At 39.9% G+C, this 11,822-nt stretch carries 12 protein-coding genes; 8 read left to right on the forward strand and 4 right to left on the reverse strand.

Annotated features, from left to right (window positions below; all coding sequences use genetic code 11):
* Window positions 1–4 precede the first annotated feature (4 nt).
* A complete protein-coding gene (locus tag ACERCF_RS00680) occupies window positions 5–664 on the forward strand; it encodes a YtjB family periplasmic protein (protein ID WP_373610366.1) in 660 nt (219 codons plus the stop codon).
* Between the two features lie 104 nt (window positions 665–768).
* Complete coding sequence (gene infA / locus ACERCF_RS00685) at window positions 769–987, forward strand: translation initiation factor IF-1 (RefSeq protein ID WP_025217878.1); 219 nt, start codon at window positions 769–771, stop codon at window positions 985–987.
* A 52-nt stretch (window positions 988–1,039) separates the two neighbouring features.
* Here infA and ACERCF_RS00690 read toward each other — a convergent pair whose 3' ends face one another.
* The 4 genes from ACERCF_RS00690 to ACERCF_RS00705 all read right to left on the reverse strand — a co-directional run bounded on the left by ACERCF_RS00690 (window position 1,040) and on the right by ACERCF_RS00705 (window position 5,088).
* Entirely contained in the window at window positions 1,040–2,233 is a 1,194-nt protein-coding gene (locus ACERCF_RS00690; protein ID WP_373624266.1) for a BaiN/RdsA family NAD(P)/FAD-dependent oxidoreductase, read from the reverse strand.
* A complete protein-coding gene (locus tag ACERCF_RS00695; RefSeq protein WP_373624267.1) occupies window positions 2,233–2,601 on the reverse strand; it encodes a DsrE/DsrF/TusD sulfur relay family protein in 369 nt (122 codons plus the stop codon). Before ACERCF_RS00695 ends, ACERCF_RS00690 begins: the two co-directional genes overlap by 1 nt.
* Before the next feature lie 75 nt (window positions 2,602–2,676).
* Window positions 2,677–3,978: an NCS2 family permease gene (locus ACERCF_RS00700; protein ID WP_373624268.1), complete on the reverse strand. Its 1,302-nt coding sequence runs from the start codon at window positions 3,976–3,978 to the stop codon at window positions 2,677–2,679.
* A gap of 105 nt (window positions 3,979–4,083) precedes the next feature.
* Window positions 4,084–5,088 (reverse strand): oxidoreductase, encoded by a 1,005-nt coding sequence (locus ACERCF_RS00705; RefSeq protein ID WP_192919088.1) that lies wholly within the window; start codon window positions 5,086–5,088, stop codon window positions 4,084–4,086.
* 241 nt (window positions 5,089–5,329) lie between these two features.
* On the opposite strand from ACERCF_RS00705, the gene ybfE reads away from it, so the two are divergent.
* From ybfE to ACERCF_RS00735, 6 genes are all read left to right on the forward strand, one after another.
* Window positions 5,330–5,605 carry a LexA regulated protein gene (gene ybfE / locus ACERCF_RS00710; protein WP_373610362.1) on the forward strand — a complete coding sequence of 92 codons (276 nt, stop codon included), beginning with the start codon at window positions 5,330–5,332 and terminating at the stop codon, window positions 5,603–5,605.
* A gap of 5 nt (window positions 5,606–5,610) precedes the next feature.
* Window positions 5,611–6,135: a flavodoxin FldA gene (gene fldA / locus ACERCF_RS00715; RefSeq protein ID WP_373610361.1), complete on the forward strand. Its 525-nt coding sequence runs from the start codon at window positions 5,611–5,613 to the stop codon at window positions 6,133–6,135.
* Window positions 6,136–6,166: 31 nt separating this feature from the next.
* A complete protein-coding gene (gene fur, locus ACERCF_RS00720) occupies window positions 6,167–6,607 on the forward strand; it encodes a ferric iron uptake transcriptional regulator (RefSeq protein WP_373610360.1) in 441 nt (146 codons plus the stop codon).
* Window positions 6,608–6,701: 94 nt separating this feature from the next.
* Window positions 6,702–9,362 (forward strand): PqiB family protein, encoded by a 2,661-nt coding sequence (locus ACERCF_RS00725; RefSeq protein WP_373624269.1) that lies wholly within the window; start codon window positions 6,702–6,704, stop codon window positions 9,360–9,362.
* 17 nt (window positions 9,363–9,379) lie between these two features.
* Window positions 9,380–9,889, forward strand: a complete 510-nt coding sequence (gene luxS, locus ACERCF_RS00730; protein ID WP_373610359.1) for an S-ribosylhomocysteine lyase — start codon at window positions 9,380–9,382, stop codon at window positions 9,887–9,889.
* Window positions 9,890–9,962: 73 nt separating this feature from the next.
* Window positions 9,963–11,810: an ABC transporter ATP-binding protein gene (locus ACERCF_RS00735; protein WP_373624270.1), complete on the forward strand. Its 1,848-nt coding sequence runs from the start codon at window positions 9,963–9,965 to the stop codon at window positions 11,808–11,810.
* The last annotated feature ends 12 nt before the right edge of the window (window positions 11,811–11,822 follow it).

An 11,822-nucleotide genomic window follows, 5' to 3' on the forward strand; every position in this document is an offset into this window, starting at 1 on the left:
TGCTATGTATATTACTCGTGAAAAAATAGCTAAAACGCTTTTACTGGCTGGGATCACCGCTCTGTGCGTAGCGATTGTGGCGGTTATTTTAACGGGCGTCAATCAATTTAAATTAGGTTCTCAATTAGCCAGTATTAACCAAGTATCAAATCTCTCGCATTTATTGGTTCGCCAACAAGCGAATATTTTTTCGTTTTTATTAGTTAAAAATGCGAAAACAGATGAACTGGTTGATGCGTTGGATAGCTTTGCTAAAGAAGATTTTATTATTGATGCAAATATTTACTCGCCTAAAGGTGTGTTGCTCGCACAAAGTCAAAATGCTAAAGATCTAAAAACCTTATTAACGACGGAACAAGCAGAAAAAAACCAACAGATTGTTGAGCCTATTTTTTCTCAACAAGCATTAGTTGGTTTTTTACGGGTTACGTTTGATGCTGAATACGGGCAAACGACAAAAGCTCGAGTGGAACAACAATTCCACCAACTCTATGGCGAAATGATAATTTTGCTTTTAACAGGGGTACTCTTAGCAAGCAGCGTACATTATTACTTCCGCCGTAAAATTCATCATCTACAAATCGCCCCAAAACCAATAGCGAGTGAAGCAAAAACACAAACTCAGCGTTTTCATTCACGGCGTCGATGGATTAAGCGGAAATAGTGTACTCTCAAAGAAACGATTGTAATTTGAGCGAATAAGCGTATAATATCCGCCGTTTTTCGCCGAATGGCACAGCATAAAATTAAAAATTTAAAGAGGAATAAATGGCTAAAGAAGATAGCATTGAAATGCAAGGTACAATTTTAGAAACCTTACCAAATACAATGTTCCGTGTGGAATTAGAAAATGGGCACGTTGTAACCGCTCACATTTCAGGTAAAATGCGTAAAAACTACATTCGTATTTTAACAGGCGATAAAGTAACCGTTGAAATGACCCCATACGATTTAAGCAAAGCACGCATTATTTTCCGTGCGAGATAATTAAAAAATAAAGGCGAACTGTTGAATGTTCGCCTTTGTTTTTAGCTTGAATTTAGCCTTTTTCAATAATCCCTTCCGCACACGCAAAAGCTGATGACCACGCCCATTGGAAATTATAGCCACCAAGCCAGCCTGTTACATCAAGCACTTCGCCGATAAAATAAAGCCCCTCTACATTTTTCACTTCCATTGTTTTAGAAGAAATATAATCGGTATCTACTCCGCCTTTTGTTACTTCTGCGGTACGGTAGCCTTCTGTGCCATTTGGTAAGAATTGCCAGCGGTGGATAAATTCATCTAAGAAAGCGAGATCTTTTTTACTCAAATCTGCAATGATTTTATCAGTCAGCAATTTCTGCTCTAGCCAAATATCGACCAACTTTTTTGGTAAATAGCGAGATAACACGGTTTTTAACTGCAATTTTGGCGAAGATTGACGAAGTTCGTTCAACACATCAAGAATAGATTCACTTGGGAGTAAATCAATTTCCACTGTTTCGCCCAACTCCCAATAATTGGAGATCTGCAGAATCACAGGACCAGATAATCCTCTGTGGGTAAATAACATTTGATTACTGAAACTTTTCCCATTTTGGCTAGAAACGGTAACAGGAATCGCAATGCCAGAAAGCTCGGTAAAGTGTTTATCACTCTCCTTCCAAGTAAACGGCACAAGGCTGGCACGAGGAGCAATAACAGGAATACCAAACTGTTCAGCAATTTGATAACCAAAGGGGGTTGCACCTAATGCTGGCATTGATAATCCACCTGTGGCAATCACTAAATTCTCAGTTTGGAACTGCTCACTAGCGGTCGAAATTTGGAAATTTTTTGCAAATTTTTCGATAGAAATGACCGCTTGTCGTAACAAGATCTCAACCTTGCCTTTCTCACATTCAGCTTGCAATAAATCTACAATCTGCTGCGAGCTTTCATCACAGAAAAGTTGCCCTAGCTCTTTTTCGTGGTAGCTTATGCCGTAACTTGCCACAAGAGATATAAAGTCCCATTGCATATAGCGAGAAAGGGCAGATTTCACGAAATGGCGGTTTTGGCTAAGGTAATTTCCGGCACTCACATCTAAATTAGTAAAATTACAAAAACCACCGCCCGACATTAAAATTTTACGTCCGATTTTCTTACCGCTATCGAGCACCGCAACCTTTTTACTGGCTTGCCCAAGCTGGGCGGCACAAAATAGCCCTGCTGCTCCTGCACCAATAATGATTACATCAAATTTTTGCATTAAAAATTGAGTACCTTATCTGCTTGAATTGTCCAATCTGCCAGTTCAATTAATGTGCCGATTTCTACACCATCAGCTAAAGACAAATCTGTAATCCCTCTAGCATTGGTGCAAGTTTTGCACAATTTTACGCTCGCACCTTGTGCGGTTAAAATTTCCAGCATTTGCTGAATGTGATATCCCTCTACCGGATTTTGCTTTGCCAGCCCTGCGGTGACTGCATCGGACATTAAGAAAAGTTTAATTTCCGTATTGACCTTATGTTGCTCTTGGATTTGCAATGCTAAGCGTAAGGCACTAAAAAAGGTTTCATTACCGTAAGGTGCTAAATTGATGATGAAAAGCAATTTTTGAACTTGATTAGACATAGTTTTACCTCTGGAATACACGAAACACATAGATAATTTAAAAATCCCTCTCACAGGAGAGGGAAACCTACAAAGTTAGTGAGCATCTGCCCAAATAAATTTGATCATAAAGAGTAATGAAATCACTAGCACAGACGGGCTGATCTCTTTCCAACGCCCTGTGAATGCTTTCATTACACAGTAGCTGATAAAACCAAAGGCAATCCCTTCAGTAATCGAGTAAGTAAATGGCATCATTGCTGTTGTGATGAACGCAGGTGTTGCTTCAGTTAAGTCGTTCCATTTTACTTCGATCAGGCTTGAAGCCATTAGAATGCCTACGAATACTAACGCACCAGCGGTTGCATAAGCTGGCACTAAACCTGCTAATGGTGAAAAGAAAATGGTGAGTAAGAATAAAATACCAACAACCACAGCCGTTAAACCAGTACGACCACCCACAGAAACGCCTGAACCACTTTCAATGTAAGTTGAGATCGCTGATGTTCCCATATAAGAACCTGCCATTGCAGCGGTACTATCCACTAATAGAGCTTGTTTCATTTTTGGGAAGCGTCCCTTCTCGTCAGCAAAACCTGCTTTAGTGGTTACAGCAATCAGCGTGCCTGATGAGTCAAACAGATTTACTAGCATAAAGGAGAAAATAATGCCGAGTAAGGCAACATCAAACGCCCCAGCAATATCCACTTGTCCTACAACCGCACCTAAACTTGGTGGCATAGACATTACACCATTGAAGGTTACCGCTGGGTCAAAAATTAACGCTAATGCTGTTACAACAACAATTGAAACTAATACACCAGAGTGAACTCCTTTTGCCCCTAATACGACAATAATGAAGAAACCTAAAATCCCCATTAATACTTTAGGATCGTGTAAGTTACCTAATGCAACTAAAGTTGCTTCATTTGGCACCACAATGCCCATATTTTTAAAGCCGATTAATGCAATAAATAAGCCAATACCTGCCCCAATTCCAACACGTAAACCTAGTGGAATTGCAGACATAAACCAATAGCGAACTTGTAGTACCGTTAAAATAAACAAACCGACAGAGCCTAAGAAAATTGCTCCCATACCTACTTGCCAAGAATAGCCTAATTTTTGTACTACCACGAATGCAAAAAAGGCGTTTAAGCCCATTGCAGGCGCAAGGGCAATTGGTAAGTTACTGAACAAGCCCATTGCAATAGTGCCAAATGCAGCGATTAAACAGGTGGTCACGAATACCACTTGGGTATCCATTCCTGCTACACCTAAAATGGACGGATTAACAAAAACAATGTACACCATTGTGAAAAAGGTAGTAATACCTGCGATGATTTCGGTTTTCGCATTACTGCCTTTCGCTTTAAGCTGAAATAATTTTTCTAACATAAGACCTTCAAAACTAGAATTTTGGAAATGACAACGCCCGAGCAATCCAATCGGTTGCTCGGGCGTTGATGATTTTTATCACGGAATGAACCATTTGGCAAGCAATTAATATTCCAAAACTAATTTTAATAATTCAATGGATAAAAATGCGAGGCTAAAACGCTGTTCATCAGCAACCGACCAGAACTGAATTTCTTGCTCTGATTTTGCTAATAACTGGCTGATTTCTAGCACATTTCGCTCTTCGTTTTCGCCATTTTTTACCGCTGTAATCACCGACTCTTCGTTAAATTGAACCCAATTTTCTGCTTTCCACTCCGCACTGATAGTTTCTGCATCTAACTGATATTCTGATTTAACAGATACCATTTGTGAAACACCATAAAAAACAGGCACTTGAACCGAATGGAATGTCGTACAAGCGGTTAAATTTGGTAAAACTTTTGCAAGTTGTAATTCAAAGGCTTTGGAGAAAGGTAACTTTTTCTCTTCACCTTGCACATTAGCAGGCACAACATCAAAGGCGATACGCTCTGCATTTTCATCAAACGGAATACCATTTAATAAGCGAGCCGTTTGCCCTGCTAGCTCTTTCACTTTTTCATCGCCAAAATAAGCGGAAGGTAAAAGTGAGGTAACAAAAACTTGATTTAACGGCTGAGCTAATAACGGCTTTAACGCTAAGGCAAGTTGCGAAACTTGCGGATTAGCAAGCGCAACAATATTTCGCTCACGCAGATTTGCCACATTTTCATCATTAACACTTGGCACAACCACAGGCACATCGCCAATTAATGCGGTAATGCCATATAAATCTAAAATCACACAACCTGCTTTCACCGCTTCTGCTAATACTTCTGCTTGAGCCATTTTGCCTGCAAAGAGAACGTGGGTAAATTCCGCCCAATTCACTTCATCTAACGCATATTGTGCAACGGCTTTTGCCCCAAAGCGTAAGTTTTGCTCTTCGCCGAACGGCTCTAATTCGACGGCGGAAATTTTTTCAACAGCTAAATCTTGGTTTTCTAACACCTCAAGAATTTTTTCAGCTAAAGTAAAATCACCGGCAATGGCTAAATGGATATTCGACACATCTTCTCCTTTTTTCATCATCTTCATTTTAGAAATTATAGTGTAATTTATATTTCTTCGCTATTCAGAATAACAAGGCTAATTTCATACTCACAATGAGTTAATTGCAAATTTTTAGCAAAAAAACACCGCTTGTTTTCTAGCTGATTTACTTTTCAAATGTGTGGATTTTTGATATAGTTTACACTTTGAAAAGTAGCTTATCATTCTCATTAAAACAGAACGTGAATGGAAGCCCAAAAGCCCGATATGTAAAGAAATGGCAAAACAAGATTCAGATTGTATCACTTTAGATCTGTTTGCGACTGTACCAAAAGTTGGGCGTCCTCGCACTAATCCTCTTGATAGAGAACAACAAATTCGAATTAATAAACGTAATCAGCTAAAGCGAGATAAATCGTCAGGCTTAAAACGAGTTGAATTAAAATTGCATTCGGATTTAGTCAAAGTGTTAGAAGAACAAGCGTCTGAAAAGGGTATTTCACGCGGGCAGTTAATCGAAATAATTCTAAATAATTACATCCAAAATAGGTAGTAAAAATGGCAGTTGTAGGTTTATTTTACGGTAGCGATACTGGCAATACAGAAAATATTTCTAAAATGATTCAGAAAAACTTAGGTGCTGAATTAGTGGATATTCGTGATATTGCTAAAAGCACAAAAGAAGATATTGAAGCATACGATTTTGTAATGATCGGTATTCCAACTTGGTATTATGGCGAATCTCAAGCAGATTGGGACGATTTTATGCCAACCTTAAAAGAGATTGATTTTAACGGTAAAGTTGTGGCAATTTTCGGCTGTGGCGATCAGGAAGATTACGCAGAATATTTCTGTGATGCAATGGGCACAGTGCGTGATATTATTGAGCCAAACGGTGGCGTAATTGTTGGTCATTGGCCAACCGAAGGTTATAACTTTGAGGTTTCACAAGCCTTAGTTGATGATGCAACTTTTGTTGGTCTTTGTATTGATGAAGACAGACAGCCTGAATTAACCACTGAGCGTGTTAATAAATGGTGTGCTCAGTTAAAAGAAGAAATGTGTTTAGACCAACTTGCATAAGATTTTAAGTAAAGATAATTAGGTGGCAGATATGTCTGAAGCAAATATTAAACGTTTAAAAGAGGTAGGGTTAAAAGTTACTGAGCCTCGTTTAACTATTCTTGCATTAATGCAAGATATTCGTGATGAAATGCAACATTTTTCAGCAGAAGATATTTATAAAATTCTGTTAGAAAGAGGTTCAGATATTGGCCTAGCGACAGTTTACAGAGTATTAAATCAGTTTGAAGAAGCTGAGATTCTAATGCGCCATAACTTTGATGCAAATAAAGCGGTGTTTGAATTGAATATGAATCACGAACACGACCATATTATCTGTATGGATTGCGGTAAAGTCTTTGAATTTAAAGACCCAGATATGGAACGCCGCCAACGTGAAATCAGTGAAAAGCACGGAATGGAATTAACAAATCACAGTTTATATCTCTATGGGAAATGTAGTAATTTAACTAACTGTGATGAAAAAAAATAGCTTTTCTTATTTTTAGACTTATTAATACTCTTACCGAAGCCTTTTATAGGGCTTCGGTATTATTCTATATAGGTTTTGTAAATCTAATATTATTATGGAAGAACAAACGCAGAATGTAATAGACGCCAGAATCAGGCAACCTCGCAAAATATCACCATTTTGGATCTTACCAATTACCGCTTTTATTATCGGCACTTTGCTTTTTTTCCAAATTTTAAAGGAGCAAGGAGAAACCATCACTATCCGATTTGCAAAAGGCGATGGTATTACTGCAGGAAAAACAGTAATTCGCTATCAAGGTTTACAAATTGGTCAAGTAAAACGAGTATATTTTGTTGATGAACTAAGAGAAGTAGAAGTAGAAGCTGAAATTACTCCTGAGGCCAAAAGTGTTTTACGTCAAGATACAAAGTTTTGGCTAGTCCAGCCTAGTGCCTCATTAGCTGGAGTTTCCGGTTTAGATGCAATTGTATCTGGTAATTATATTACTCTCCTACCTGGAGAGGGCGATTTTGCTGATGAGTTTATCGCTGAAGAAGATCCACCTGCGGTAACAGTAAGCGATGGAGATTTACTGATCCGTTTAATCTCTGATGACATAGGCTCTATTACTGTCGGAGCGAGTGTTTATTTCCGTAAAGTGCCAGTGGGCAATATTGCCGATTATCGTTTTACCAAAGACCAGAAAAAAATCGAAATTGATGTCGTCATTAATCAAAAATACGCTCATTTAGTGAAAAAAGAGAGCCGATTTTGGAATATTAGCGGTATTAGCGCTGATGTAAATTTACAAGGTATTAAAATCAATATGGACAGCCTTGCCTCGGTAGTACAAGGTGCGGTTGCTTTTGATTCACCTGATAATATGGAAATTGCCGAGCAAGGACAGAAATTTGAGCTATATCCGGATTTGAAATCAGCTAAACGTGGAATTGAAATCAACGTAAAACTACCGCTTACACATAATTTAAAAATTAATGAGACTGGTGTTTTTCACCAAAATGTGCAAATTGGTATGCTTTCGCAGCTAAAATTACCACAAGTAAAAGACAACGGTGTGCCACAGCAAGAATCAGGACAGCATAAACAGATTGATGGGGTTTTATTAATTGACCCAAGTTATGAAAATTTACTACGCTCCCAAACTAAAATCTTGCTCAAAGAGCCGAAATTCTCCTTAAACACAGAGCAGCTGACGAAAGTAGCTGAGCTGCTGCGTGGTGTCTATTTTGAGGTTCACCCAGGGGAAGGAGAACCTCAATCGGAATTTATCGTACAAAATGAAGCCGATTATCTATTGAGCTTGCCAAATTTACTCAGTTTTAGCCTAGTTGCCCCCCAAGCTTACGGAGTCGATACCAACCAAGGGATTTACTATAGCGATGTGCAAATCGGGGAAATCGTCAAACGTAGCTTAGCGTTAGACCAAGTGCGTTTTGATGTCATTATTTATCCGCCTTATCGCAATCTGATTGGCAGTAACAGCAAGTTTGTTGCGATTTCCAATATTGATATGTCAATTGGATTAGACGGCTTACGGGTTCACGCAGGCTCGCCTTCAGAATGGTTAAAAGGTGGCATTCGCTTACTTAACGGTAAAAATGATGGCAGCCCGAAAAAACAATATGCACTTTATAAAGATGTAGAAAGTGCGGAATCAGGCGTTACAACCTTAGAGAAAAAAGCGACTACTACCCTTTCGGCTGAATCACTATCCGGTATTAGCGAAGGTTCTGTGGTGCTATACCGTGATTTTCAGGTCGGTGAGGTGTTAAAAATCACACCGAAACAACAGAAATTTGAGGTTGAGCTATTTATTCAGCCAAATTATCGCCATCTATTAACCGAAAAAAGCCGTTTCTGGATTGAACCGGCAGCCAATGTCGATGTGTCACTCAAAGGCGTGAATATCACCACAGCTCCGTTAATGCGTACCTTAAAAGGAGCGATCAGCTTTGATAATGGCGGTTCAAAAGGCAATAAAACGCTTTATACCAGCAAAGAAAAAGCTACCTCGGGCAATACTTACCTCACGCTGATTGCGAAAGATGCGAGTAAGTTAAGCGAAGGAATGGACATTAAATATATGGGCTTAACCGTAGGTCAAATTGAAAAGCTGGAATTGCAAAATGCAAAAAAACAGATAAAAGCGACCGCTTACATTCAAGGCAAATATTATCCATCTATTGCGAAAGCTGGGGCAAAATTTAGTGTGGTGTCACCTGAAATTAGTACGGCTGGCTTTAAAAATTTAGATGCTGCATTACAAAACTACATTACTGTTGATGCTGGTTCTGGCAAAACTCAAAACTCTTTTGAGCTATCGCAAACTGATACAGTAAAAACAACCTATGCAAATGGCTTCCCAATTATTGTAGAAACCACGAATGCCAACGGTATTCAGCCAGAAGCCCCTGTGCTTTATCGTGGAATGCAAGTCGGTATTGTAAGCCACTTAGGTTTAAGCGAACTGAATGACCGAGTGTTAATTCATCTTAAAATTAACAATAAATACAAGCACTTAGTCAGAACGAACACCCAGTTCTGGCAGGCTTCGGGCTATACGATGGATATTAGCCTACAAGGTGTGAGTATGAACTCAGGCACAATGTCGCAATTATTAAACGGCGGTATTGAGTTCTCCACCCCTTACACCAAAGTGGTAAAACCTCAAGCCCAAGCCAATAGAAGATTTTTCTTACAACGCAAACTTCCTGAAGATGCCCCAGCGTGGGAGCAAGGAATTGCGGAATAATATTGATGGAGTAAAAAATGCCTTTATTAGATAGTTTTAAAGTAGATCACACCAAAATGAACGCCCCAGCCGTGCGTGTTGCAAAAACAATGACCACACCGAAAGGCGATACCATTACCGTGTTCGATCTCCGCTTCTGTCGCCCGAATATTGATATTCTACCGGTGCGTGGGATTCACACAATGGAACATCTTTTTGCCGGTTTTATGCGTGACCACCTCAATAGCGAACAAGTGGAGATCATTGATATTTCGCCAATGGGCTGCCGTACTGGTTTTTATATGTCACTGATTGGCACACCTTCAGCAGAAGAGGTTGTCAAAGCGTGGACGGCTTCAATGGAAGATGCGTTACATAAAATCCCTGATGTATCGGCAATTCCTGAGCTGAACGAATATCAATGTGGCTCTTACAAAGAGCATTCTTTAGAAGAAGCTCACCAAATTGCCCGTAATGTGTTAGCTGCCGGCATCGGTGTAAATCGCAACGAAGATTTAGCCTTAGACGAAAAATTACTTAATCCATAATTTTTCTTAACATTTTTCGGGGGCAAATGGTTATTTGCCCCTACATTTTTCTACACTCGGAAATTATTCATTTATGTTTGAAAAACTCTTTAGATGGTTTGAGGCACGGGTTGAAACCTACCCGAACGTAATGCCGAAAACGCCAAAATCAGGCTTAATTCCTTTTATTTTTGATGCTACCAAAGGTATGCGAATTTATATTCTCATACTCACTATTTTAGTGGCAGCCGTTAGTGTTATCGAAGCCATATTATTCCAATTTATGGGTGATTTAGTCGATTGGATCAGCAAATACTCCCCTTCTGAGCTTTGGGCAGAAAAAGGCTGGACAATCGTAGGAATGTTCTTTATTGCGATACTCGCCGTCGTATTTGTTTATCTCGCCAGTAGTATTCGTTTTCAATCGCTACAAGGGGTTTTCCCAATGCGTTTGCGTTGGAACTTCCACCGCTTAATGCTCGGGCAAAGTTTAGGTTTCTATCAAGATGAATTTGCAGGTAGAGTATCTGCCAAAGTAATGCAAACCGCCCTTTCCGTGCGTGATGTGATTATGACTTGTGCCGATATGTTGGTGTATGTGCTGGTTTACTTCACCACCTCCAGCGTGATTTTATTACAACTTGACGGCTGGTTATTCGTGCCGTTTATTTTATGGGTCATCTCATTAGCGGCAACCATTATCTATTTTGTACCGAAATTAGCCCAAGCCGCTCAAGAACAATCTGATGCCAGAAGTCTAATGACCGGTCGAATTACCGATGCTTACGCTAACATTGCCACCGTCAAACTCTTCTCTCACGGCAACCGTGAATCTGCCTATGCCAAAGAGTCTATGCAAGAATTTATGGTTACCGTACACAAACAGATGCGTTTAGTTACTGTAATTGAAACCGTCACTAACCTAACTTCAATGGCATTAATTGTTTCAACTGCAGGTATCGGTTTATGGCTTTGGGGATCAAGTGTGGTAACCGCAGGGGCGATTGCGACCTCAACTGCTTTAGCTTTACGCATTAAAGGCTTATCACAATGGATTATGTGGGAATTTGCACGCCTATTTGAAAATTTAGGCACAGTACAAGATGGTATGATTACCCTTTCTAAACCGCACAATGTGGTAGATAAAGAGAATGCTCAGCCGTTAAACGTAACCAAAGGCGAAATCAAATTTGAGAATGTGGATTTTGCCTACGATCCGAACAAACCATTACTGAAAGATTTTGATTTAATCATCAAACCGGGAGAAAAAGTGGGATTAGTCGGTCGTAGTGGGGCAGGTAAATCAACGCTTACCAACCTGCTATTGCGTTTTTACGATATTCAAGACGGTTCAATTACGATTGATGGGCAAAATGTGCGGGATATCACGCAAGAAAGCCTCCGCTCACAAATTGGCTTGGTCACGCAAGATACCTCGCTACTCCACCGTTCCGTGCGTGAAAATTTAATGTATGGTCGCCCAACTGCTACAGAGGAAGAAATGATTAAAGCAGTTGAACAAGCCGCTGCGAGCGAGTTTATTCCAAACCTGCAAGATGCCAAAGGCAGAACCGGTTTTGATGCACACGTTGGCGAACGTGGTGTGAAACTCTCAGGCGGGCAACGCCAGCGTATTGCAATTGCCCGTGTAATGCTCAAAGATGCCCCAATTCTATTATTAGATGAGGCAACCAGTGCATTAGATTCCGAAGTGGAAGTGGCAATCCAAGAAAATCTAACCAAACTAATGGAAGGGAAAACCGTTGTGGCAATCGCCCACCGCCTCTCTACCATTATGGCGATGGATAGATTAATCGTGCTAGATAAAGGCGAAATTGTTGAGCAAGGCACACACGAAGAATTGCTTGCTCACAATGGCGTTTATGCAAGACTTTGGGCTCATCAAAGTGGTGGATTCTTGCCTGAGAATGTGGATATGTAACTGTAGGGGCGA

Source organism: Mannheimia kashgarensis (genome assembly GCF_041807705.1).
In the GTDB taxonomy this organism is placed as follows: domain Bacteria; phylum Pseudomonadota; class Gammaproteobacteria; order Enterobacterales; family Pasteurellaceae; genus Mannheimia.

Bases quoted from the DNA above. Each gene is read 5' to 3' on its own strand.
- ACERCF_RS00680 (WP_373610366.1), top strand. From the start codon at position 5: ATGTATATTACTCGTGAAAAAATAGCTAAAACGCTTTTACTGGCTGGG.
- infA (WP_025217878.1), top strand. From the start codon at position 769: ATGGCTAAAGAAGATAGCATTGAAATGCAAGGTACAATTTTAGAAACC.
- ACERCF_RS00690 (WP_373624266.1), bottom strand. From the start codon at position 2,233: ATGCAAAAATTTGATGTAATCATTATTGGTGCAGGAGCAGCAGGGCTA.
- ACERCF_RS00695 (WP_373624267.1), bottom strand. From the start codon at position 2,601: ATGTCTAATCAAGTTCAAAAATTGCTTTTCATCATCAATTTAGCACCT.
- ACERCF_RS00700 (WP_373624268.1), bottom strand. From the start codon at position 3,978: ATGTTAGAAAAATTATTTCAGCTTAAAGCGAAAGGCAGTAATGCGAAA.
- ACERCF_RS00705 (WP_192919088.1), bottom strand. From the start codon at position 5,088: ATGAAAAAAGGAGAAGATGTGTCGAATATCCATTTAGCCATTGCCGGT.
- ybfE (WP_373610362.1), top strand. From the start codon at position 5,330: ATGGCAAAACAAGATTCAGATTGTATCACTTTAGATCTGTTTGCGACT.
- fldA (WP_373610361.1), top strand. From the start codon at position 5,611: ATGGCAGTTGTAGGTTTATTTTACGGTAGCGATACTGGCAATACAGAA.
- fur (WP_373610360.1), top strand. From the start codon at position 6,167: ATGTCTGAAGCAAATATTAAACGTTTAAAAGAGGTAGGGTTAAAAGTT.
- ACERCF_RS00725 (WP_373624269.1), top strand. From the start codon at position 6,702: ATGGAAGAACAAACGCAGAATGTAATAGACGCCAGAATCAGGCAACCT.
- luxS (WP_373610359.1), top strand. From the start codon at position 9,380: ATGCCTTTATTAGATAGTTTTAAAGTAGATCACACCAAAATGAACGCC.
- ACERCF_RS00735 (WP_373624270.1), top strand. From the start codon at position 9,963: ATGTTTGAAAAACTCTTTAGATGGTTTGAGGCACGGGTTGAAACCTAC.